General features: G+C 49.0%; 19 protein-coding genes. 11 read left to right on the top strand and 8 right to left on the bottom strand.

The features are described from left to right. Nucleotides 1-64 precede the first annotated feature (64 nt). The 4 genes from Q366_RS15565 (at nt 65) to Q366_RS15550 (ending at nt 9,471) form a co-directional block, all read left to right on the top strand. Nucleotides 65-2,782: a flagellar hook-basal body complex protein gene (locus Q366_RS15565; RefSeq protein WP_035240667.1), complete on the top strand. Its 2,718-nt coding sequence runs from the start codon at nt 65-67 to the stop codon at nt 2,780-2,782. A gap of 20 nt (nt 2,783-2,802) precedes the next feature. Then, nucleotides 2,803-3,276 (top strand): hypothetical protein, encoded by a 474-nt coding sequence (locus Q366_RS15560; protein WP_035240666.1) that lies wholly within the window; start codon nt 2,803-2,805, stop codon nt 3,274-3,276. Beyond that, nucleotides 3,273-7,457: a flagellar hook-associated protein FlgK gene (gene flgK / locus Q366_RS15555; protein WP_035240665.1), complete on the top strand. Its 4,185-nt coding sequence runs from the start codon at nt 3,273-3,275 to the stop codon at nt 7,455-7,457. Before Q366_RS15560 ends, flgK begins: the two co-directional genes overlap by 4 nt. Before the next feature lie 61 nt (nt 7,458-7,518). Then, nucleotides 7,519-9,471: a flagellin N-terminal helical domain-containing protein gene (locus tag Q366_RS15550; RefSeq protein WP_035240664.1), complete on the top strand. Its 1,953-nt coding sequence runs from the start codon at nt 7,519-7,521 to the stop codon at nt 9,469-9,471. An 83-nt stretch (nt 9,472-9,554) separates the two neighbouring features. Here the strand turns inward: Q366_RS15550 and Q366_RS15545 are convergent, their stop codons facing one another. Continuing rightward, nucleotides 9,555-10,187 (bottom strand): hypothetical protein, encoded by a 633-nt coding sequence (locus Q366_RS15545; protein WP_035240663.1) that lies wholly within the window; start codon nt 10,185-10,187, stop codon nt 9,555-9,557. Nucleotides 10,188-10,199: 12 nt separating this feature from the next. Further along, a complete protein-coding gene (gene gatB / locus Q366_RS15540; RefSeq protein WP_035240690.1) occupies nt 10,200-11,624 on the bottom strand; it encodes an Asp-tRNA(Asn)/Glu-tRNA(Gln) amidotransferase subunit GatB in 1,425 nt (474 codons plus the stop codon). A gap of 143 nt (nt 11,625-11,767) precedes the next feature. Between gatB and Q366_RS15535 the strand changes: the two genes are divergently transcribed. From Q366_RS15535 to amrB, 6 genes are read left to right on the top strand one after another with little or no spacing between them, the layout of a single operon-like run. After that, nucleotides 11,768-11,959: a DUF2065 domain-containing protein gene (locus Q366_RS15535; RefSeq protein ID WP_035240662.1), complete on the top strand. Its 192-nt coding sequence runs from the start codon at nt 11,768-11,770 to the stop codon at nt 11,957-11,959. Next, a complete protein-coding gene (queA, locus tag Q366_RS15530) occupies nt 11,959-13,062 on the top strand; it encodes a tRNA preQ1(34) S-adenosylmethionine ribosyltransferase-isomerase QueA (RefSeq protein ID WP_035240661.1) in 1,104 nt (367 codons plus the stop codon). The genes Q366_RS15535 and queA overlap by 1 nt, the downstream gene beginning before the upstream one ends. A gap of 21 nt (nt 13,063-13,083) precedes the next feature. Beyond that, complete coding sequence (gene tgt, locus Q366_RS15525; RefSeq protein WP_035240660.1) at nt 13,084-14,214, top strand: tRNA guanosine(34) transglycosylase Tgt; 1,131 nt, start codon at nt 13,084-13,086, stop codon at nt 14,212-14,214. A 2-nt stretch (nt 14,215-14,216) separates the two neighbouring features. After that, a complete protein-coding gene (gene hypA, locus Q366_RS15520) occupies nt 14,217-14,567 on the top strand; it encodes a hydrogenase maturation nickel metallochaperone HypA (RefSeq protein WP_035240659.1) in 351 nt (116 codons plus the stop codon). Between the two features lie 27 nt (nt 14,568-14,594). Beyond that, the gene (gene hypB / locus Q366_RS15515; RefSeq protein ID WP_035240658.1) at nt 14,595-15,260 is read left to right on the top strand and encodes a hydrogenase nickel incorporation protein HypB; all 666 of its coding nucleotides are present in this window, start codon (nt 14,595-14,597) and stop codon (nt 15,258-15,260) included. Between the two features lie 48 nt (nt 15,261-15,308). Next, a complete protein-coding gene (amrB, locus tag Q366_RS15510) occupies nt 15,309-16,193 on the top strand; it encodes an AmmeMemoRadiSam system protein B (RefSeq protein WP_035240657.1) in 885 nt (294 codons plus the stop codon). A 67-nt stretch (nt 16,194-16,260) separates the two neighbouring features. Here amrB and Q366_RS15505 read toward each other — a convergent pair whose 3' ends face one another. The 6 genes from Q366_RS15505 to Q366_RS15480 all read right to left on the bottom strand — a co-directional run bounded on the left by Q366_RS15505 (nt 16,261) and on the right by Q366_RS15480 (nt 24,149). After that, nucleotides 16,261-17,124, bottom strand: coding sequence for an adenine nucleotide alpha hydrolase family protein (locus tag Q366_RS15505; protein ID WP_035240656.1), 864 nt, complete (start codon nt 17,122-17,124; stop codon nt 16,261-16,263). Between the two features lie 195 nt (nt 17,125-17,319). Next, nucleotides 17,320-18,147 (bottom strand): SulP family inorganic anion transporter, encoded by an 828-nt coding sequence (locus Q366_RS15500; RefSeq protein WP_051958096.1) that lies wholly within the window; start codon nt 18,145-18,147, stop codon nt 17,320-17,322. 73 nt (nt 18,148-18,220) lie between these two features. Next, a complete protein-coding gene (locus tag Q366_RS15495) occupies nt 18,221-19,081 on the bottom strand; it encodes a polyphosphate kinase 2 family protein (protein WP_035240655.1) in 861 nt (286 codons plus the stop codon). Between the two features lie 126 nt (nt 19,082-19,207). Beyond that, on the bottom strand, nt 19,208-20,371 hold the full coding sequence (locus Q366_RS15490) for a YibE/F family protein (protein ID WP_051958095.1): 1,164 nt from the start codon (nt 20,369-20,371) through the stop codon (nt 19,208-19,210). A gap of 118 nt (nt 20,372-20,489) precedes the next feature. After that, nucleotides 20,490-22,505, bottom strand: coding sequence for a methyl-accepting chemotaxis protein (locus Q366_RS15485; protein ID WP_156968192.1), 2,016 nt, complete (start codon nt 22,503-22,505; stop codon nt 20,490-20,492). 204 nt (nt 22,506-22,709) lie between these two features. Beyond that, nucleotides 22,710-24,149, bottom strand: a complete 1,440-nt coding sequence (locus Q366_RS15480) for an alkaline phosphatase (protein WP_035240654.1) — start codon at nt 24,147-24,149, stop codon at nt 22,710-22,712. A 190-nt stretch (nt 24,150-24,339) separates the two neighbouring features. Between Q366_RS15480 and Q366_RS15475 the strand changes: the two genes are divergently transcribed. Further along, the coding region (locus Q366_RS15475) for an IS982 family transposase (RefSeq protein WP_051958028.1) at nt 24,340-25,132 on the top strand (793 nt) is incomplete at its 3' end.

Here is a 25,132-nt window from a genome sequence, read left to right as displayed (position 1 = left end):
GGCAGATGTGGAAAACCGAATCTGCCTCAAAATATAAAACTATACCTATCCTAAGGAGGACCCCATGTCATTAACCAGTTCCCTTTATGCCGGCACCAGCGGCCTGGGCAACACCGGCAATGCACTCCAGGTCACAAGTAATAATATTTCAAACATCAATACACTTGGGTATAAAAAGGGAACTGCCACCTTTGCCGATACCCTTTACCAGACCATAGGCACCAATGCCGGTGCGTCCCAGGTGGGGCTTGGCATGAACGTTGACAATGTTGCCCAGGTGTTCACCGACGGTTCCCTTGAAACCACAAGCAATTCCACAGACCTTGCCATTGGCGGAGATGGCTTTTTTATTGTTTCCGAGGCCGGGTCTGAACAATCCTTTTATACAAGGGCTGGTAATTTTTCATTCAATGAAAGCGGCGCGCTTGTCTCTTCCCAAGGGTATATTCTCCAGGGTTGGTATGTTGAAGGGGATACAGGAGATGAATACGGGGCTGTTACAGACTTGATATTGACCGAGTTTACAAGCCCGCCGGATGATACGGAGGAAATGATCGTAATTACCAACCTGGATTCCGATGCCGAGCCCATTGCCGAGGCTTTGTCCAACCTTTTTAAATATAATGAGGATAAAGGCACCACAATGGATTCGGATCAGTATGAATACCAGACTGTGCTCACGGTCTATGATTCCCTGGGTTCTTCCCATGAAGTCACTGTCTACTACAGTAAGAAATCCGATACTGAATGGGAATACATTATCGCCTGTGATCCGGACGAAGACAGTCGTGCCCTTGTCGCAGATACTGACGCTGCAGGACTTCTGGCAAGGGGCAAGATTACCTTTTCCGAAAGTTCCGGTAAAGTTGTTTCCATGACCATGGAGGAGCTTACAGGCATCGTCGGCAACGTGGAATCGTTCGGAAATAATGCAGTGGACGATGTTCATTTTGAAATCGAAGATTCCGAAGTCATCCAACTGGATGGTTATGGCATTTCAATGGCATATGACGGTGACAAATGGGTCCTTGATACCAGTTCCCTGCCGGACGCATACAAAGACGCAGAGATTATCTATTCTGATGCGACAACCGTTAATATCGTGCTTGATCCGACTTCCAGCGGCGGAAAAACAGAGGCTGATTTAAAGATTTCCCTGGATCAGAGTGCCATGTCCGGGGATACCCTCTCCTTTGATATCAATGATCCGAAACAGCTCCATGTCCAGAATCTTGCAAATGTGGATTACGGTACACTGGATGGCAAAAACGGCGGTACAAAAAACAACACGAGCCTCTCCATTAATGATCCCAGTGTCATGACAGACGATGTTGAAGGCGTTTCCATTATCTGGAACCCGTACACGGAAACCTGGTCCTGGAGCAACCCCGAAGGAGCAAGTGATGCCGGCACTCTGGTAAGCGATGATGCTGGGCTCGGCACCTACAGTGTGACCAATGCGGACGCCATGACTATGGTGGTCAAGGATACCAGCTTATATTGGGATGGAACGGCATGGGCTTGGAACGATGCATTAAAAAATGATGATATCACTAATATAGATGCCAGCTCAATTGAGAGTGACACCAGTCCTGACGTGACCGTGACCGCATCCGGTTCGGATGGCGCTGCGGTGCTGGCTGGTCAGTATACACTTGACTACGACGAAATCACCGAAACCTGGTCTGCCACAACGACCAACCCCAGTGCCCCAACCCTAACCGTTACGGGCGCGGATGACACTTATGTGCTGACCATTGATACGGGTTCGGGCGATCCTGCCACCATAGAAATTTCCCTTGATGAAGCCATGGATAACACTGTCTCTGGTCAGAGTCTTGTCTTTGAAATTGCATCTACCCCCCCTGAAGAATATGCGAACGCTACAATTTCAACCACGACACAAGACGATTTTGACATTGATTTTAACGGCGATGGCACTAATGATCTTAATATCACGAATACGACCGGGACAAGTTGGACAAACTTCAGCTTTGATGTGAATCCCGATACCCCTCCGTCCAAATACGAGAATGCAACCCTTACAGGCGATTCCAAATCTTGTTACATAGACCTTGATGGGTCCGGCAGTGAGGATGACAGGAAAGACATTGTCTTCACATTTGAAAAAGAACTTAAATCCGGGACAGACACTGATCCTTTGGCAGACAGAAGTGTCATCACCTTTGACATTGAAGGATCCACTTCGTGGCGTGAGGTTACAACCGATGAGGCGAAAGGTACAGGATATTATCAGTTTACGGCTGATTTTCTCGGCGGACAGTTCGGCACAACAGAAACCGACATTTCATTCAATATCGGGTCAAAATTTAACGGTAACAACTGGGTTAATGATTCGTTATCCACCACCCAGTACTCTAAATCTTCTTCCACTACATATAAGGATGCAGACGGTTATGCATCAGGGGATCTGACCGGAATTGGGGTGGGGTCCGATGGCCTGGTTACCGGCACCTATTCAAATGGCCAGGAGATCGCCTTGTTTAAGGTTGCTCTGGCAGATTTTAACAATGTAAACGGACTTAAAAGTATGGGCGGCAATCTTTATGCAGAAACAACAGACAGCGGGGCAGCCATCACCAATAAGCCCGGGGAAAACGGGCTTGGCACCCTGTCATCCTATTCCCTTGAAATGTCCAACGTGGATATTTCCGAGGAATTTGTTTCAATGATCGAACTGCAGAGTGCCTATGAAGCCAATGCTAAAATCATCAGTACTGTGGATGAAATGATGGGTACGGTTATAGGCATGAAACGTTAGCAAGCAAGGAGGGGCGCATCATGAGACTTCCTCTGGTTAAAGCAGAAACACAAACCGATTTTGTGGCGGTTCTTGAAAGGAAAATGATCAGGATCCGGGCCCTGCTTAATGAATTAAACCGTATGCTAGACGCTGAGTATGAGGCCGGTATGGCCTATGATTCCAAAAGTTTAAAAAAGCTTATCTTGAGAAAACAAAACAGCGTTAACCGGTTTGAGCATCTTGTACGTGCCATGGATGAGCAACTGAGTCTGATGGCAGGCCGGGAAATGCCCTCCGCCAGGCCCGGAACTCTCGTCAACTGGATGACAATGATTCCGGGACTGACCCGCCGGCAAAAGGATGTGCTGTTCCCGCTTGCAAGAGATCTTGAACAAAGACATCTGGACCTGATGAAAACAGCCCGTCGCAACGGTGTATTGTTTAAAAATGCGCTGGACCGTATGTCTGTGGCATCCAAGTATATTAACCAAGGAAAGGTCATCGTGCCATGAGCAGCCTAGGTTCCATATTAAACACTGCGTCTAATGCCGTCAGGGCCTATCAGGCTGCCATCAGCGTGACAGGTCAGAATATTTCCAACGCGGATAATAAGAATTACAGCATCCAGTCTGCAAATTTTTCCACCACATCTTCGGTGAACTCAGGTGGACATATTTATGGTACAGGGGTTACGGTTTCTTCAGTAACCAGATCCGTAAACCAGGCTATTGAAAATGCGCTCACTTCCGAATTATCCAACCAGTCTGCCCTGGAAAAGGCACAGCTCTATATGTCTTCCATTGAAGATCTGTTTTCCGAAGACAGTGATGACAGCCTGAATACGCTCATGGATGCCTACTGGTCTGCCTGGGAAGATCTTGGCAGTAACCCGTCCGGTGAAACCGAACAAAATGCAGTTTATGATGCAGGCGTTGCGTTAACAAAACGCATCAATACCATCGGAGAGACCCTGTCGGATCTGGCTGTTGCGCTGAATGATGAAATCTCTTCTGCCGTTTCTGAAGTCAACACTATTTCCGAGCAGATCGCATCGTTAAACGTGGCCATCATCAATGCCGAAAGTACAGGCGGAAGTGCCAATGACCTTAAGGACACACGAAATGCCCTGGTGGATGATCTTGGAAAACTCATCGACTTTGACATCACAGTTAAAGAGGACGGCAGCTATCTGGTCTCCACCAACGGCCTGCCGCTGGCGGAAGATGGAATTTCATGGGATTTAACCATGAAACAGGGAAGTGTTTACTGGAACGGTAATTCCGGAAACAATTTTGATATAACCGATGATATTTCCGGTGGTTCCATTGCCGGATGGCTTGGGGTCAGGGATGTGGTCATCCCCGGAACCCAGGCTGGATTCAACGAACTGGCCACAAACCTGATCTGGACCCTGAATTATCAGCATTCCCAGGGAGCAGGTCAGACCTATTTTTCAGGTCTCCTTGAGGGTACCTACCAGGCCGGGGACAGTGGGACGTTTGCCAGTCTGTTCTATGGAGATAAGATCGATTACACCAAGGACTTTTCCATGATGATCCGGGATGCGTCAAATTCCACTTCAGGATACCAGAACGTGACCGTGGATATGGCCATCTCCACATCTGAACTCTTAAATATCCTGGGGTTAGGAAAAGATAACAGCACCTATGAGTTTACAGTTATTGATGAGGGTACCCTGGGAGACCAGACCGTTGTTCAGTCCAGCGGATCACTTCTGGGCGGTGTGTCATCCAGCGCATCAGGCTTTTTGGATGCCCTGGATGCGGCATTGGCCAAACAGACCCTTACCATTACCAATGGTTCCGACACCCAGACCCTGGACATTTCAGACAGTGGATCCGGTGCGGCCCGGTCCGCCGCCGACATTGCCAAAGAACTTTCCGGTATAGACGGCATAAATGCCTATGCATCTTCTACGTCAGCCTATTTTGATCTTTCCGGTATTTCATCGGCAAACGACGGAGATATTGTTGAATTTACCGTGTATGTTGACGGGGTGCCGGAAGAGGTCAGCTTTACTGTGGATTCTTCCGAAGGCACCCTTGATGAACAGTTCGAAGATGCGCTTAAAGCAGCGGCCCAATCCATCAATAAGACCAACCAGAATACTGACCTGGCCGTGAACGGCACTTCCATTGAAAGTGCGGCAGGTGCCACCATCGGGGTATACGATTTTAATGTCGTGGATAATGCCGGCATCACCCTTTCCAATTTTCAAAATTTTGATGCGGATGATTCTGTTACATTTACCTTGTCCACCAGCGGGACAACATCACAGTCCATAGACATTACCGTGGACCTGACTGGTGTGGATACCACAGATTCTGATGCCGTGTCCCAGGCCTTTTACGGTGCCATCTCAGCGACCCTGGCAGAGAATGATACGCTCACCGCAAACTTGGATGACAGCACAGGCGAACTGACCATTTTGACAACTGACGGATCCAGTTTGTCCCTGTCCAACGGCTCCGGTGATACCAGCAATAATGCCTCCATTGATGTTGCTGGTGTCGGTACTTCAGCTTTGACAGGTAGCGGACAATTCGATTTTAACGGATCAGACGTGGAGGGAGCAAATCCGGCTGCTTCCACAGGAGATGTACTATACGTTTCACAGGATTCCAGCGGTTCTGAAACTCAATCTTTGGCTGAAACCAGCTCCGGGGCAAACGATGCCCTGGCGATTACCGGTTCCGTGACCATTGTCATGGATCCGGGTATGGAAATCAGTTCCGATGAGACTTCCACTGCCGGGCTGTTCGGCACCAGTGGAAAATCCGGGTCCGGTACCAGCATGATCACCCTGGGCGGAAAAGGCGGGTACCAAGGGTTTGATGATGGGGAAAACATTGAATTTGAACTGGACGGCCACACGATTTCATACACGGTATCAGCCCCGTCCGGCACCACGGATGAAGAGCAGGCCCAGCAGCTATACGATGCCTTAACATCCGCAGCAACCGGTTTGCCTTCGGAAAGCTATACGGTCATCAAAAACGGTAGTTCCGTGACCATCGTGAAAATAGACGAGGATGATAAAGATGCCATTGAGATTTCAAATTTCAGCGATAATGGGGATGATGATGCGGCGTTGAGCGTATCCACAGGCACTGGGTCCGGCAGTGAGTCGCCTGAAAATGATATCCTGATTTCCGGCTCAAGTACAAAAAATTCGACCACGGCCGTCACGTTTGGTGATCCTGCTACGATTTACTGGGAAATTTTTGACAGTGAAGGCAACGCCATCGGCGAGTCCGGATATGTTGAAGTGGATGAGGCCGGTATGGTTGAAATCGTTGAAAACGGGAAGACAACCCTGAGTTTTGAATTGTCAGAAGGCAGTCTTGTGGCTGGAAATACGCTTCGGATCAATACGGATGACGACGGCCGGGCCGATATTCTTGACGCATCAGTTACAGGAAAAGCTGCAAGTGTCGATGATACTTATGAGTTTACTGTGGTTTCCGGCGGCACCCTGCCGGATAATGAAGGTGTGATTGTGATCGAATGGACATCCGAAACCGGCTCAGGCACCATTGAACTGGAGGGCAATGAGAAAGAAAACACCCAGATTTCGGTGGAAGTGGACGGCATGACCCTGACCTTTGACAGCGGCACTCTTGTGGAAGGCGATGTCTTTTATGTCACCACCGATGATAATGGTAAAGCCGTGGCCGATGCCGGTGGAAATACCATACAGACCCTTTCGGACTGGCACTGGACCCTTGATTCCTTTGCCGATGAATTTAATCGGAGCGCAGGCGGTGTGACTGCTTCGGTCACCAAAGATAATACCATTAAATTTAATACCCATGATGACTATTGCGCCATTGAAAATGTTACCTGTTCAGGCAGCAACAACATTGACGAAAAAAATATCGACATCACGGTGTTAAACTACAGCGCCCTTGAAATTGAGGCTGAGGGCCTTGAATTTGAGCGTAGGAACGGCACCTGGCGCGTTGTCAACGATCCCACTGGCGGCACCTTTGCCATTATTCCTGAAGGCGGTGATGATGACGGGTTTCAGATTGATATGGACGGAGACGGTATCGGGGATATTGAAATTACCTTTGACCAGTCTGTTTCAGGTGACGGATATATCCGCATGGATATGGAATCCAGGGATGCGGATGATCTGTCCTATGCCTTTGCAGGGGATGAAAACGGGGACAGCGGACTTGCTGCAGCCCTTGGGGTGAATACTTTTTTTACCGGTACGGGTACATCAACCATCGGTGTAAATGATGTGGTATCCGACGGCGACCTGCTGGCGGCAGGCATCATAGATAAGTCAACAGGAACGCTTTCATCCAGCGCCAACGCCAATGCCAATGCCATGGCCGACACCCGTTACGATAGTCTGGATATGAAAGAGTATACATATACCCGGGGAAAGGGCGTTACGGTCACGGTAAGCGCCACCACACTGGATGATTACCAGGCCTCCCTGGTATCAACCATCGGGTCCACAGCAGCCGGCATTAATTCCGCGTTGGACTATTCTGAAGCCCTGGTGTACCAGCTTACGCAGCAACGGGATTCAATATCAGCCGTGTCTCTGGATGAAGAAATGATTAACCTGACAGCCCAGCAGCAGGCATATCTTGCAGCAGCCAAATTGATGACAACTGTGCAGGACATGTTTGATGCCCTGTTGGCAACGCGTTGATTTTTAAACAGTTTATTCTTTTGGGATCAATAAACAACACCGGCCCTTTAGGAGATCTGCCATGAGAGTAGCAAGTATAAGCATATACAAACAGGCCACATACCAGCTTGGACGGCTCACCTCGAATTTAAACAAGGCCAATGAAGTCGTAAACAACAATCTGAAAATCAATTCCGCATCCGATGATCCGTCCGGTATGAAGCAGGTGCTGAGCATCAATTCCACCCTGGCGGCGTTGGACCAGTATCAGGTGAATATTGATCAGGCCCAGAACATGCTCACCACGTCTGAAACGTCCCTTGACTCCATGGTGGATCAGTTGTCTGAGATGAAGCTTTTATGCTCGTCTCTGGCCAATGCGTCGTCTTCTTACCAGCAGCGCTCCAACGCTGCAGAGAGCATGCAGGTTTACCTTGACGGCCTTTTGGACCTTGCCAATACAGAAGCTTATGGCGGATATGTATTCGGCGGTGACAATAACCGGACAACGCCTTTTACCTATGATGATGATGACAATCCCACCCGTGTTATTTACAACGGCAGCAGTGATGCCGTAAACATCAGCATTTCCGAGAACACCAGGATATCTTTGGGCTGTTGCGGCAGTGATTTGTTTTATGAAGATGAAATCATTGTGGATACCACCAATAACCAGATCCGTTTTACCGAAGATTCCGGTGCCGGAGAAGATAATATTCTCACCATTGAGGCGACAATTACCAGCGGTACCTACAGCAAAGAAGAACTTGCTGCCGTTGTGGAAGATACATTGAATGACGCGTCCGAAGAATATGGACACGGTGTTGTGTATAAAGTGAAATATGATGAAGATACCAATACTTTTTCCATGGGTACAAACGGCGGTGATACCACCGCCAAAGTGACCTTTGAGAACATTGAGACCGAAACAGCAAGGGTCTCCAACTTTGAATCCACGAGCCAGGACTTTGATGGCGTTGAAATTAAAATTATAAATGATTCAGCCCTGACCAAATACACACCGGATGATGATTCGGAACCCTTGACGTTGACCTACACCGAAGACGGCTCCTGGGAGGTCACCAATGACCCCGGATACGGACTTGCTGCTGAAATTGAGGCCAGCGGCGATACCATAGAAATAGATGTGGATGATGACGGGGAGTCTGATATTGTCATTGATCTGAATAAAACCCCGGAACAGGGTACCAGCATCTCCTTTGACATTGTGGAAGGGTATGAAAACGCAAGCATCCTGGCGGATCTTGGATTTGATTCGGAAACCGTGACGCTTTCACCGGTGTCCAGCGATACGCCAGTGGGTGGTGGTGTTACGGTGGTGGCCGGGGAAAATGACACCATTGATTTCATCGAAACTACCGAGGACAAAGATACCAGCGTACAGTTGACAGCGACTATAGAAGCCGGCAGTTACGCGGATTCCGAATCCTATGCCAAGGCCGTGGAAGAAGCCCTTGAAAGCGCATCTGCTGAAAACGGCAACCGGGTTAATTACTCGGTTGAATATGACGAAGACAGAAAAACCTTTACCATCAGCGAGGATCTTGATACCGGCCGCCAGCTTGAATCCTTTGAATTGCGCTTCTCATCCGGCACCCATACCGGTTCCAGTGCCGCATCGGATCTTGGTTTTAGTGACAAAGATGTCTCATCCGGTCCCGTGGAAGGCGCCGCTGCCTCCTGGAGTATCTGGGATACTGTTTTTGATCTGAAAGAGGCGCTGGAAAATGACGATGTGGACGGCATCGAGCGGGCCATGACCCGGCTGGAAAACCATTATGAGAGCATTACCTCTGCCGTCTCTTCCATCGGAACAACATATGACACCACCACCACTGCCGAAGCCACTATCTCGAAATCGGATTTGACACTGACCACCCATCGCTCCACGGTCCGGGATGCAGATACCGTGGAGGCCATTATGGAGCTTAAATCCACCCAGACCATTTATGAAGCGGCGTTGAGTTCGACCTCCTCTGTTATGAGCCTAAGAAGTTTGATGGATTATATGTAATCGCTTTAGTGCCTTACTCCCCAGTTTCTGTCAAAAAAAAACAAGAAAATGAGGAGGGGCAATTGGGTTGCGGGTTTCACGCGTTAGAACAGATATTTCCAGACTTTCCAGCCCACCTTTTCTTCGGGCTGCCACCCGGCCGGCATCTGCATAAGGTTCTCCGGATTTTGATTTTTCAGTTTATTGAGATTTTTCTGCTTTTCCTGTTCCATCTGTTCCCAGGTGACGGTTGTGCGGTCGAACACCTTGTGATTAATGGCTGCGGCAATGCAGTCCATCTTTTTTATCAGGTCGTCACTGTTTTGGGATTGTTCAAAAAACGCCATGTACTGTTTTTCAGTGGTGTCAAATACCTTGGCATCAATGCTGAAAGCGCCTGAAAGGCTGGTGATGGTGCCGTAAAGCACATATCTGGATCCGGTTCTCCGGGCAGTTTCATGGACCAGGTCTTTGCCGGAAAATTTTTTTAATTTGGCTTCAAGGGCTGCCATTTTTTGGGGCGGCACAACAGCGACTTTTTCAGGGCAGGTGAGCCTGGAATAGAGCATGGTTGAGATGCCTTTTTTAAGATAGTCCAGATTCTTGTCAGCATTGATGTTAAAAGAGAGGACTGCAAGGGTTTCAGGGGTGTTTGAAAAGGCTGTATGTGCAAAGATCAATCCGGCAAGGATAAAAACGGACATCATGCCTTTGAAAAATGTAGGCGATTTTTTCATTTGCTTCTCCCGCTACAGTTTTGATTTGAGCATGGGCGTGACCACTTTGGGGTCAGCCTTGCCCCGGGTTTTTTTCATAACCTGACCCATGAAAAAGCTGAACAGCTTGGTTTTTCCTTCTTTGTACGCTTTTGCCTCCTCCGGGTTTTCCTGAATAACCGCATCCACCATTGCTTCGAGCTCACCCTGGTCCGAGACCTGTTCAAGGCCTTTGTCTTTGACTATGGATTCAGGATCTTTACCGGTTTCAACCATTTGTTCAAAAACCGTTTTAGCGGCATTGGCATTGATCCGGGAGGATTCAAGAAGTCCGAGAAGTTTTGAAAAGCCATGGGCGGACACAGGTGAATCACAGATTTCAATGCCCTTGGCATTAAGCATGCCCATGAGTGTGGTCATGGTCCAGTTGGCGGCCTGCTTGATGTTTTTTAATGGTTTAATGGTATCCTCAAAAAAATTGGCCATGTCCGGTCCGGCGGTTAAAACACCGGCATCATACTCAGACAGGCTGTATTCCCGGATAAACCGCTGTTTTTTTTCATCCGGAAGTTCCGGCATGCTGGTGCTCACTTCCTGGATCCAGGCATCATCCACAATCAGCGGCACAAGGTCGGGATCCGGGAAATATCTGTAATCATGGGCCTCTTCCTTGCCCCGCATGGATGCGGTGCGGTTTTTGTCAGGATCCCACAGACGGGTTTCCTGAATGACCTGTCCTCCCTCTTCAAGTACGTAGGTCTGACGCTGAATTTCGTATAGAATGGCTTTTTCCACATTTTTAAAGGAGTTCAGATTTTTAAGCTCGGCCCGGGTGCCGAATTGCGCCTGGCCCGCAGGCCGCAGGGAGACATTGGCGTCGCATCTGAATGAGCCTTGTTCCATGTTTCCGTCACATACGTCAATGTACTTTAAAATGGCGTGCAGTTTTCTTAAGTATGCCCCGGCTTGGGCCGCCGTGCGAAGGTCGGGTTCACTGACAATTTCGATGAGGGGCACCCCGGTTCTGTTCAAGTCCACCATACTTTTTCCCCGCAGGGAATCGTGGATCAGTTTTCCGGCATCTTCCTCCATGTGAATGCGGGTGATGCCGATGCGTTTCTGCCCTGCCTCTGCTTCAATATCCAAGAAGCCGTGTTCTGCAATGGGCTTTGCATACTGGGTGATCTGGTAACCCTTGGGAAGATCCGGGTAAAAATAATTTTTTCTGTCAAACCGGCTTTCCCGGTTGATGGTGCAGTGGGTGGCAAGGCCGGCCCTGACTGCAAAGGTGACGGCCTGTTTATTCAGGACCGGTAAAACCCCTGGCATGCCTGTGCATACCGGGCAGGTGTTGGCGTTGGGGGCTTGGCCAAAAGCGGTTGAGCAGTTGCAGAAAATTTTAGTCTCTGTTTTAAGCTGGGCGTGGACCTCAAGTCCGATAACAGGTTCAAATATCATGTGATGTTTGGTTCCTTTGGGTACCCGGCGCATGAAGATGTCCATGTCCGGGGTTGAGTTCTTACCAGCCTTCCTTTATAACCTTGATATTTTTAATTATCAAGGGTACCTCTAATAATAAAGGACAAAAGGAAATCATTTCAATGAAATTTTTTTTCGGTGTGATGGGCATGGTCATGATTGTGGAAGGCGTGCCCTATTTCATCGCGCCGCACAAGATGCGGCAGATGATAACGATGATCCTGCAAATGCCCGAAGGCACCCTGAGGCGGTTCGGCTTCTTTATGATGCTGGCGGGCCTGGCCGTGGTCTATCTTTCCATGGGGGCCGGCTGATGTACAATTTGTCTGATTACGGCTATGGCCTGCCCGAATCCCTGATTGCCCAGGCACCCTGCGAACACAGAAGCCTGTCCCGGCTCATGCACCTGAACCGCAGGCGCCACAGCATCAGCCATCACAGGTTTCTTGATATATCCGATCTGCTGCGTCCCGGTGATCTGCTGGTGGTCAATGACACCCGGGTGGTGCCGGCAAGACTTTTAGGCCATAAACCCACGGGGGGGCGTATAGAGGTTCTTATTATTGATTATGCTGCCGGCATGAAACACCTGACTGATACAGGACGGTTTCAGTGTGACTGCCTGATCCGGGCGTCACGCAGGCCGGAACCGGGCACTGTGCTTGATCTGGGTCAAGATATCAAGGCCACGGTGATTGAACACCGGGACCGGATTTCTGTGGTCTCCTTTGACGGGGGCAATGAATTTTTATCCCGGTTGAAAAAAGCAGGTAAGATGCCCCTGCCGCCCTATATAAGACGGGATCAGAATCCGGGTCAAGGGGGCGGCACACAGGCCCAAACGGATGCGCAATTGTATGAGCAAAAAGACCGGCAGGATTACCAGACGGTTTATGCCGCAGCCGAGGGAGCTGTGGCCGCGCCCACGGCAGGGCTTCATTTTACACAAGATCTTCTTGAAACGCTTTGTGCCAGGGGCGTGGACCTGGCCCGGATTACCCTGCATGTGGGGTATGGCACCTTTGTACCGGTGCGGGTAAAGGATATCCGGGATCATCAGATCCACTCGGAATATTTTATTGTAACTGAGCAGACGGCTGAACAGATCAACCAGGCCCGGAGGCAAGGGCGCAGGATCATTGCCGTGGGCACCACGGCGGTACGGACCCTGGAGTTCTGTGCCGGCGATGGGGGCAGAATTTGCCCCGGCCAGGGCCGGTGTGATCTGTTTATCTATCCAGGCTACCGGTTCAAATGCGTGGATGCCATGATCACCAATTTTCATTTGCCTGAATCCACGCTGCTCATGTTGATTTCCGCCTTTTATGACCGGGAACGGATTCTGGATGCCTATCAAGTTGCTGTGGCTGAAAAGTACCGGTTTTTCAGTTATGGCGATGCCATGTTTATTGAGTAAAAATTAAAATGCTTACAAAAAATGCTTAAATTTGACCTGATAAAAGATAATTATACAAAAGGTGACGGCCGGGACCGTTCCCGTCTGGGGCGGCTCATCACGGATCACGGTGTGATTGAAACCCCTATTTTCATGCCCGTGGGGACTGTGGGATCAGTGAAGGCCGTATCAAAGGAAGACCTGGAACATTGCGGGGCCCGGATTATTCTTGGCAATACCTATCATTTATATTTGCGGCCAGGCGTCGAAGTCATTGAAACCATGAAAGGGCTTCACGCCTTTACGGCCTGGGATAAACCCATGCTCACCGATTCCGGGGGATTCCAGTTTTTTTCGTTGGCAAAACTGGCCAAGTTCACCGATGAAGGGGTTTATTTCCAATCCCATATTGACGGTTCCAGGCATTTTTTTTCCCCGGAACGGGCCGTTGAGATCCAGATGATTCTGGGATCGGATATCATGATGTCCCTGGACTGGTGCCAGGGTCACCCGGCCACGGATCAGCAGGTGGCTGAGGCCTTGAACAAAACCACGGCCTGGGCCCAAAGAGGCTTTGACTTCTGGCAGGAAAACGGCGCGGTCAATAATCTATTCGGCATTGTCCAGGGCGGCATGGTCAAGGCACTTCGTTCTTTATCCGCCGAACAGATCACCGCCATTGATTTTCCCGGCTTTGCCATTGGCGGTCTCTCCGTGGGAGAGCCCACCGAAGTGATGTATGAGATGGCCGATCACACCCTGCCGCTTCTGCCGTCACAAAAGCCACGGTACATTATGGGGGTGGGAACGCCTGAAAATCTTGTGACCCTGGTGGGTATGGGCTGCGACATGTTTGACTGTGTGATGCCCTCCAGAAATGCCAGAAACGGCCAGCTTTTTACCCATACCGGCACCATCAATATCTCCAATGCCGGATATAAGACAGACGCACGTCCCATTGATGACGCATGCACCTGTTACACCTGCCGCAATTATTCAAGGGCTTATCTGCGCCATCTGTATAAATCCCGGGAGCTGTTGTCCTACCGGTTGAACACCATTCATAATCTCTATTATTACCTTGGCCTGATGGCTAAAATGCGCCAAGCCATACAGGAAGACAGGTTCCCTGAATTTAAACAGCAGTTTTTTAAGGCAAGGCAGGATCAATAAGCATGCATGAGATGGGTATTGCCCAACAGCTGGTAACCATCGCCCTGGATGCCATTCCCGATGATATTAAAAATCCCAGGGTGGAGACGCTGAATTTAAGGATCGGCAAACTGGCTGCCGTGGTGGAACATAGCCTCTCTTTCTGCCTGGAAGTGATCACTAAGGACACGCCCCTTGAAGGCGCTGAACTGGTTATTGAACAGGTGCCGGTGTGTCTGCGCTGTGAAAGCTGCAAACATGAATGGCAGACCGACACCCCTGCCTTTGGGTGTCCTGCATGCAAAACCGGGCAGGTGACCCTGATTTCGGGACGGGAAATTGAGATCTCATCCATAGAACTGGCCGACGATTAAAATACGCTAAATTAAGAGGAATAATCCATGGAGATCAAAATACAAAGACGCATACTGGAAAAAAATAAATCCGATGCAGATAGAAACAGAGCCTTTTTTAAAGAGAAACAGGTATTTGTGCTGAACATGATGTCATCGCCGGGATCCGGCAAAACCGAAACCCTGTGCCGGACCCTGGAAAAGCTGATGCCCGATATCCGGGTAGGGGTGATTGTGGGTGATATCTGCACCACCAATGATGCGGACCGGCTTTCTGTAACCGGCGCCAAGGTGACCCAGATCAACACGGACCAGTTCGGGGGAGACTGCCACCTGGCTGCCCATCTCATTGACTCATCGGCCAGGGCCATGGGTTGCGATGATCTTGACCTGCTCATCGTGGAAAATATCGGCAACCTGGTCTGTCCTGCGGAATTTGATATTGGCGAAGACGCAAGAACCGTGGTTTTAAGCGTCACCGAAGGTGAGGACAAGCCTTTAAAATACCCGCTCATGTTCCAGGTGGCTGATGCGGCCATTTTAAATAAGATCGATCTTTTGCCCTATCTGGATTTTGATGCGGCCCTGGCTGTGGAAAATATGGGCAAGGTGCATCCGGGCATGCCGGTGTTTGAGCTGTCCGCCAAGACCCGGGAAGGCTTTGAGCCCTGGCTTTTATGGCTGCGCACCAGGGTCAAGGAAAAACTGGGGTGATCGCGCCGGTTCATACAAAAGAATGGTTTTTTAGATTTGGAGAAAATTATGGGTGTAAAGAAAATGGCATTTGCCGGATCCTGGTATCCGGGATCAGCTGAACAGTGCCGGTCTGCCATTAAGCGGTATGACGATGATCCGGGGGCAGGAGAGGATGGAAAAATATTGAATGCGCCTGTGGCGGGCATTGTTCCCCATGCCGGCTGGGCCTATTCCGGAAAACTTGCCTGCCGGGTATTTTCTGCACTGGCCCATGGCATCCGGGTCGTGGATACCATTATTCTTTTCGGGGTTCACATGCATACTGCTTCCCCGGCCTGTGTTCTGGACTGCACGGCCGTTGATACGCCTTTGGGAGCCATTGAGATTGACCGGGAACTTACAGATGTTCTGGTACGGCGAGCCGCAGACGCAGGGGAGAACCTGAAACAATTGACACTTGACCGCTTCCCCGAAGAAAATACCCTGGAACTGCAATATCCGTTTATAAAATATTTTTTTCCCGCGGCCCGGATTGTGGTATGCGCCGTGCCGCCCTCGGATGCGGCGCAAGCATTGGGAATTGCCGTCGTCGGGGCCGCAGAATCGTTGGGCCGGTCCCTGGCTGTGATCGGTTCCACAGACATGACCCATTACGGTCCGCGATTCGGATTTGAACCGGCTGGATCAGGTCAGGCTGCATTTGAATGGGTTGCCAAGGAAAATGATGCGGCTGCCATTAAAGCGTTAACAGCCATGGATGAAAAGCAGATTATTCACCAGGGACTGTCCCGTCACAATATGTGCTGTGCCGGGGCTGCCTGTGCGGCTGCCGTTGCGGCAAAAGAAATGGGCGCGGTCAAAGGTGTCTGCCTTGACTACGCCTCAAGTTTTGATCCGTTACAGCCCACCGCCGATTTTGTGGGATATTGCAGCGTGATTTTTGGTGCATAAAGAGATTGTGCGATAATGTATTCAGAATATGTTCCGCTGTCCGCCTGCATAAAAATGATTTTCCGGTTTACCCGCACAGCCATAAAGAAGCATGCTTCATTTCCTTGAACAAAACAGAGCAAACCGGACCTTTGAACAGACGAGACAGTAAATTATTGCTTTGGCTTCCGGTCCTCCCCAGTGCAACAGAGGCATAAGCCTTTTTTTCAGTTAGTTTCAAAATCTGCTGGGCAGGATTGCTTGAAACAGGCAATTGCGTTCTGACCCGGTTTATATCCAGGTTGTTTCTCGATAAATTTTGTATATACTGATCCATTAAAGAGGGCTCTAAAAATACAGATTCAGGTGCCAAAAGGTCAATGCAGTGCTCTTTGCTGTCAGCCAGGATAAATCCGACATGATCCGCCATCTGAAAAGAGGCGGGAGAACCGTCCAGATACAATAAAACATCTTTCCCAACCCCTTCCGACGTGTTGCACAGCCACAGCGGAAACGCTGCTTTTTCTTCAAAAAGCTTTGCAGTGACGCTTTCTTCAAAGGCCTCTTCAAGCATACAGATCCCACTTCGGCCTAGGACCACAGCATCATAGGCGCCTTTTTCCCCCTCCTGAATAATATCCGCCACCTTTGAAAACACCGGGGTGTGGGATTGATAAATTACATTTTCTTTCAAAAATCCTTTTTCCATCAGAATGGCACCGGCATGTTTGAGTGCCTCTTGCCCCTTTGCCTGCAGTTCCTTTTTCTGGTTCTGCTGCAGGATTATGGATTCCGGGCTTTGCTCTTTTTCTCCAGGCAGACGCGCCTGGGATGCTGAGTAAAAAAGGGTGGATTTGATATGGGTTTTATCCGGAAAAAAATCACCAATAAAACGCGCACCGTATAGCGCGCTTTTCTGATCTGAAACGGTAATTAAAAAATGTCTGTCCATCTTTTTTCCTTCCTGTTTCAATTAATATTTAAATGACGGGAAAATCTTTGACAAAAACCGGATTCCCCGATATCAAACAAGCTGGCCGTCTTTAAAAACGTTACGGCATTATAATATACAGCTTTTGCTGAAATGAAAGGATTTTCCAGTCCATATTAGAACAAAATATTCTCATCACCGGCCTGTTTGTATCTTTTACGCATTTCGATATGGATATGCCAAAGGAGTCCGGGAAGGCCGGTGTAATGAAAAATGAAATTCCCAGTGGATGATTCCCCGGATGTCAGCTTGCCCACCGGGTATAGTTGTCCACAACATCGCCAATGAACGCAGCGTATGCATCCTTATCCATGCATTGGGACAGGCCGGAGCGGTCCAGCTCCTTGTTATCAGGGGACCGGGAATCTTTTTGGACAGCCGTTTTGAAACGATGATGATAACAAGCACTCCGGCGGACATTCCCAGGTCATAGGGCTGGGCATGCCCGAACTGCCGCCAGCTTTCAAGAAGCCTGGAAACAGGGGCATGTCCCGCATAGCTGAGACCCAGCATTCCCGGAATCTGCCCCAGGGCAACTTGGATACCGATACCGGTCAGGAATCCAACCAGTACGGTCCGGGAGAGAAAATTTGCCAGAAATCCCAGTTTAAAAACACGGGCAATCAGCAAAAAACCGGCAACCATCAGGGATAGAACCCCGGCCAGGGCAACATAGTCTGCGGAGCCTGCAGGGGCAAGACCTGCAAGGCCGACTGACAGCATGGCCGCAGTCGCGGAATCCGCCCCCACGACCAGGTGGCGGGATGATCCGAATACGGCAAACATGCCCAGGGGCAAAAGCATGGTGTAGAGCCCTGTGATCACGGGCGTACCAGCGATTTTGGTATAGCCCATGACTTCCGGGATAGCCAGGGCCGCCAAGGTGATTCCGGCGATAATTTCCCCGGGAATCTGATGCCGATGGACCGGCAGAATACCTTGTAAGATCTTAAATCTGCCCGGGCCCTCTTGTTTTTGTATCATTCAGCACCCCTGAAACCATGCACATCCACAAATCCTTTCAGACCCCTTTGCCCGCCTTGTTGCCACGGCCGTTTCAGCTCCCGTTCTCCGGCTTGCCCTCTCCCTCTTTTTTCAGGATTTCGTGGTATTTTTTCCTGATATCCTTAATGTCAACGGTGGGATCCGGCATCTTCATGTGCAGAGACTCCAGGGTTTCGACAATGATTCTGGATATGGCAAGGTTGCGGAACCACTTGTAATTGGCAGGAATAATGAACCACGGGGCCTGTTTGGTACTGCATTTTTCCATGGCAGTTTCAAATGCCCTGGTGTAATCGTCCCAGTAATGCCGCTCCGTGTAGTCGCTTTCGCTGATTTTCCATTGGCGCCGGGGATCATCAATTCTCTTTTTGAACCGCTTTAGTTGTTCGTCCGGGTCAATGTGCAGATAAAATTTGAGTATGTGGGTGCCGTTGCCCTGAAGAATTTTCTCAAAATCGTTAATCTGGTCGTAACGCTTTGACCAGACCTCCTTGGGCACAAGGTCATGCACCCGCACCACCAGCACATCCTCATAGTGGGAGCGGTTGAAAATGCCGATCTGTCCCCGTGCGGGCGCTGCCTTGTGATAGCGCCAGAGAAAATCGTGGGCAGCCTCTTCGGTAGAGGGAACCTTGAACCCGTTCACGGTACAGCCCTGGGGGTTCAGGGTCGCGAGTACGTGGTTAATGGTGCCGTCCTTCCCGGCGGCATCCCTGCCCTGGAGGCAGATGAGCAGGGAGTGCTTGTTTTCCGCGTACAGCAGATACTGAAGTTTTCTCAGTTTATTGTTGTACACCTCAATTTCGGCCAATGCATGCTCATGGGATCTGTGCCGATCCCTGAACCCGGCATCTATCTCCTTTAAATTTACCTTGTCCCCCGCTTTAACCTGAAACCTCTTGACATAATTCATGACGATCCCCCTAGCAGTTTTAAATGATGCTTCAGAATAGGAGGTAAAACAGAACCATGCCTTTTGTCAAGAACAGTCCCAACAGACGCGCAATTCTAAATTTGATGGAAACGTTATGGTAAAAAATCAATCCGGGCCGGCAGGGTGGGCACGCTTTTTGTGCCCATCGTTGGCGGATGTGGTAATACCTGCAATGATAATCCCGCCAAGTACAGCGGTAATCGGTGCCACCATGACCAGGCCGATACTGCCGATCAGGGTTCTCATAATTTCAGCGGACACGATTTTCAGGTTGATCATGCGCATGAAACTTGGGTCTTTAACCCTGAAAATCATCAATAGCGTCAAATACCCGCCTGAATAAGCTAAAAGCAGTGTGGTGGTCATGGTCCCGATCACCTGGCGTCCCACTGTAAATCCGGATTTTATCAGTTCCTTTGCACGGATATCCGGTTTTTTAATTCTGATTTCATCCATGGATGCGGCAATATCCATGGCAATGTCCATGGCTGCCCCCGACGCTCCAAGGACAATGGCGGAATAAAAAATCTGCTGGATGTCAAGATTGTAGTACCCGGAAAAGATCAGCGCATTCACATAGGGCTGGGTCATTCCTAAAAGACCTGCCCCTTTTCCGAAAACAAGTGTGGCCCCCAGGGTCACGGCAAGGCCCGCAATGGTGCCTAAAAATGCGGTCAGGCCTTTCCGGTTGAATCCGGCCACCATGAAAATGATGATCCCGGACAGCAGGATAAGGGTGAAGGTGGTTGTGATCAGGGGCGGATGACCGGCAAGGATCTGTTTAACCAGAATCTCCCAGATAATGAAGATGGACAAAACAAAAGAAAGAAGGGCCTTGACACCAATGGCCCCGGCATAGACCAGCAATGCAATGGTAAAAACCATAAACATGTACAAAAGGCTGTCCTGCCGGTAAAGGTCAACTGCTTTGACATGCTCAATTTTTCCGTCTTTATCCATGATGATTGCTGCAATGATGGTATCATCAACATGGTACAGATTTTCAAGGTCAATCTGGCCGTTAAGGCTGTTGGTAGCCTGGGTTTTCAATCCTTTAAACCGTGTGTTTAAAATTTCAATCTCAAGGGTCTGAAACCCTATGTGTGAAAGACATGAGGTATGAACTTCGGAATCATCAACAGCCATGACCCTGGCCCGGGCTTCCATGGTGGATGGGTCCATGGCAGGTTCCCGGGCCCAGAAGTAAAAAAAAATGGCTGCCGTCAGTGCAGCCAGCGTCAGCGTCGAAAAAATGAAAGATTTATCCATGGTAGAATGCAAGGGTTCCAAGGGTTCAGGTTCAGTTTAATAGGTAATGACTAACGTCTGGAATATCTTTTGAAGCCGTGCCCCTGGCAGGGGGGCGCTGGTATTATCATGCTTTTTTTCAGATTTTGAATCTGCTGGCCATATTGTTGAGATCCTCTGCCAGGGCCGACAAATTTTTTGCACTTAGTTTGACCTGGTTGCTTCTGCCTGCCATGTCGGCGGCAGATTGATTCACCTCTGAAATATCTTTGGTGATCTCATCAGCCACAGCGGAACTCTGGCTGACATTCAGGTTTACCTCCTGGATACCGGAGGATGCCTGGTTGATATTTTCGGCAATCTCCCGGGTGGCGGCAGATTGTTCTTCCACCGCCGTGGCAATGGTTGATACGATCTGGTCAACATTATTGATCACTTCGCTGATTTCAGTAATCCCGCCCAGGGTACTTGCGGCACTTCCTTGAATATGGCCAATCTTCTCTTTGATATCCATGGATGCTTTGGATGTCTGGTTTGCCAGATCCTTTATCTCATTGGCGACAACGGCAAAGCCTTTTCCTGCTTCACCGGCTCTGGCTGCTTCAATGGTGGCGTTCAAGGAGAGCAGGTTGACCTGTTCGGAAATATCGGTGATGGCTTCAACCACTTTTCCAATGGATTGAGCAGCGTCCCCCAGTTCATTCATCTTCCGGGTGGAATCCGTAACCTTGGATACAGCCTGGCCGGATATTTGTCTTGCATTTTCTGCATGTTGTGCAATTTCATTAATGGTGGCATTCATCTCCTCGGCCGCCGTTGCAACCGTGCCGGTATTGGTGCTGGATTCTTCCATGGCCGCTGATATGGAATTCATGCTGGCGGTCATCTCTTCGGCAGCCCTTGCCACAGTTCCTGCTTTTTCAGATGTCTGGGCTGACCCCACGGACATACACTCTGCAATGGATGACAATTCCGTGGACGAGTCCGAAAGGGTGTTCACGCTTTGGGTAATGTCTGTTATCATTTGCTGTAACTTACCGATAAACCCATTAAAAATATCTGCTAACTGCCCCAGTTCATCCCGATTTTGAACCGCCAGCCGCTTGGTCAGATCCCCTTTGCCGTCGGAAATATCGCGCAGGCTTTCGATCACTTTATTCACCGGTCCCACAATAACGACGCGGGAGATAAAAAAGATCAAAACACCCAACAGCACCAGAAAAAAAACGGAAACCATAATACTGATATTTTTCATCTTATACACCCCTTCCAGTATACGGCTTACCGGAGCGGTGATGAGAATGGACCAGGGGGTTTGGGTTGTCCCGATGGTTATGGGGGAAATGGTGAGTATGCCTTTTTTTCCGGTAGTTTCCAGTACAAAATCAATATGACTGGTATCTGATTTATTGACTGCCCCGGATACGGCCTCCGGATACTGATCTGTGATCAGTTTTCCCACCTTTTCTTTATCCGGATGGGCGGCAATCATACCGCTGGATGTCACCAGGATGGCATATCCCTCTTCATAGGGGGTGACCGTGTTTACCAAATTTGCGATTTGATCCATGGAAAAGTCCACGCCCACCACACCAAGCGCCTTTCCATCAACTATGATGGGAACGCAGACACTGACCAGCATAACGGTTTTTCCACCTACCTCATAGGATAAGGGGTCCATGATCACTTCTTTTTGGGTGTCCCTGGCCCGTGTATACCATTCCCCATCCAAGTCAATGCATGTTTCCAGGTGAATCCCGCCCACCCGGTTCCAGTAAGGAGCGAATCTCCCCTTGTCCGTATGGCCGGCTGCCCCTTGAAAATTGTTGTCAAGTTTGTCCAGGGTATTGGGTTCCCACACCGTCCACATGCCCAGATATTCTGGATTGTTAATCAATATTCCTTGTATCATGGTCAGAATGCTGTCTCTTTTTACCAGTGTGCGGGTTTTCTCCATATTCTGGATGGAATAGGAAAGAGTCCTTGCCGAATCCAGGGCATTTTCAATATTCACCCGGATCTGATTGGAATATTCCCTGGAAAGGGAATCCATTTTATCCAGGGCCTCTTTATTGGAAAGGTTTGCAGTCTTTGTGGTAATTAGGCTGACAGTGATGGCAAATGAGATCACCACCACGAATCCGATGGAAGCCACTAACTTACTCGTTAACTTTAAATTCTTGAACAATGTTGCTTCCTTTATTTTAGCAGCTATTCCTTAACTGTGCCGGATTCTGGCTCATATACAAGGCGCATCAAAGGTTCAATAGCAGGCAAAGATCAGGTCTTTGATGCAACGCAGCAGATGAGCCAGAGGGCAGGTCATTTCGTTTAATTTATAAAATTTGCGATCCTAAGCTTATAGGGTGAAACCTAGCGTCTGGGCCATTGCTTTTGCAATCTGTGTATTGTCCTTGTATCCGCCAAACCTGCCGGCATACGCACCGGTGGCAGACATGGGGATCATGGTGGCGGTGTGGATGGTGGTGGTCCAGTTGATATTGGCCCGGGTTGATAAAATGTGGGCGGCTGTCAGTGCAGCCGGGTTCAGTTTATAATATCCCAGTGTTTCCCCGGCATCGGCTGACACCATGGCTTTGTTCAGGCTTGCGGCTTCAGCATCGCTTAAGTTGGACAGACCGAAATTTTTAGAAAGATAGCTTAGGTAGGCAGCCTTATCCCCTTTATACTGACCTGCACCATCGTTAAGGGTGTCTTCCACGGAAACATGGACATCATTCAGGGCCGCCATGTTCAGTTTGTAACCCATGCTGTCCATGCCAAGTCCCATGCCGCCGGTTTCATGGTCACCCACAACCACAATCAGGGTCTGGTCCTTGTGGTTTTGAAAAAATTCATAGGCTGTTTTAATTGCATCGTCAAAGGCAATGGTATCCCAGATAACGCCGGACGGATCATTGGCATGGGCCGCATGGTCGATTCTGCCGCCTTCAATCATCAGGAAGAATCCCTTGTCACCCTGGGCCAGAACATCAATGCCTGCCCTGGTCATGTCTGCAATTGAGGGCACATTCTTATACTGGTTCATCCGTTCGACTTCATAGGGCATATGGGTATAGGTAAACGCTGCAAATACTTTGTCTTGTTTTGAAAAATCGGTTGATTTGAACGCTTTTGCCCCTTTCATTCCGATAAAGGTAGAATATCCCTTGCCCTCAAATCCTTTCACCAGATCTTTTTCGTCTTTGCGTTTGGATTTGATGGTTTTACCCAGGGCATCTGCGTTTTCAATTTTCATGGATGCCGGAATGAAATGGCGGATACCGCCGCCTGCGAAGAAATCCACACCGGAATTGAGGAAATCATCGGCAATCTCATTCTCATTATTTCTGGAAATATTATGGGATGCAAAGGCAGCCGGTGTGGCATGGGTCAGGCGGGTGGTGGTGATCAGACCGGTTTTCATACCATGGTCCCTTGCTTCTTCGACCAGGGTTTTGACATTGTTGCCATTGACATCTTTTCCAATGACCCCTTTGTTGGTTTTAACGCCGGAAGCCAAGGCAGTTGCAGCGGCTGCTGAGTCTGTGATCAGCGTATCTGCACAATACGTTGTATTAATGCCAGCGACTTCAAAGGTGTCCATGACCAGTTGGCTGTTCGGGTTTTTAAGTTGATCCTGAAGAAAAAATTCACTGAACTGGCGCTGGGCAGCGCCTAATCCATCGCCGATGAAATAAAATACGTACTTGGGTTGTCCGGCTATAGCCGGTGCCGCCATGAAAAGCAGTACCAGGCTGACGGCCAAGATAGATTTAATCTGTTTGAAAAACTGCATGGATATTTCTCCTTTAATAATTGTTAAACACCGTGGAAAAACTGACGCAGATAAATTATTGTATTTGGATTAGGATTGTTTGTGAAACTTAATAAAAAATTGTTAGATCAAACGTGATGTGCAACTTTTTTTGACAACATGATTATATTCCCGATAGGCACTGATAATATCAGACAGGGAGGATAGAGTTATGTTGTCAATAGAAGATTTTATAATTGAAATATATTGTCGGACAGATGATTCTTTGAAAGAAATTTCCCGGGGTATAAAATTACGCAGCCGGGGTTTTCCTCCTTCGCTATCCGATAGCGAGGTCATTACCATGGAAATTGTGGGTGAATACATCGGAATTGACACCGATAAGGGGATATGGGAATACTTTCGGCGTCATTGGCTACACTTTTTTCCCGATCTTGGTTGCCGGACAACCTTTGCGCGCCAAGCCGCAAATCTCTGGTATTGGAAATTAAAACTTCAGCGCAGGTTTGCAAAAGAATGTGGAGCCTTTGATGACAATATTCATCTTGTTGACGGTTTTCCATTACCTGTATGTCATTTCAAACGGGCTTATTTTTCCCGAATTTTCAAAGGTGATGCCACATACGGATATTGTGCCGCCAAAGATGAAAAATATTACGGATTCAAAGGCCATGTGCTGATCAGCCTTTCTGGTGTAATTTCGTCCTTCACCCTGACTGCTGCCAACGCCGAGGAACGGGATGCCTTGTGGGAAATGCTTTGCGGCATCCGGGGGCTCGTCATTGGGGATAAAGGTTATATAAGCGACTTTCTACATAACGAATTGCTTTTGTACGGCATTGATCTGCAGACACCTTTTCGTTCGAATATGAAAGATGACCGTCCTCCAGAATCCGTCCGAATTATGACATCGGTTCGCAGAGAAGTCGAAACAGTAATCGGACAACTTTGCGAACGCTTTAATATTGAGAAAGTGCGTGCAAGAGATTTGTGGCATCTGACAA

This window comes from Desulfobacter vibrioformis DSM 8776, assembly GCF_000745975.1.
In the GTDB taxonomy this organism is placed as follows: Bacteria; Desulfobacterota; Desulfobacteria; order Desulfobacterales; family Desulfobacteraceae; genus Desulfobacter; species Desulfobacter vibrioformis.
Note: the sequence above shows the minus strand (reverse complement) of the source record. Positions and strands in the feature narration are given on the sequence as shown.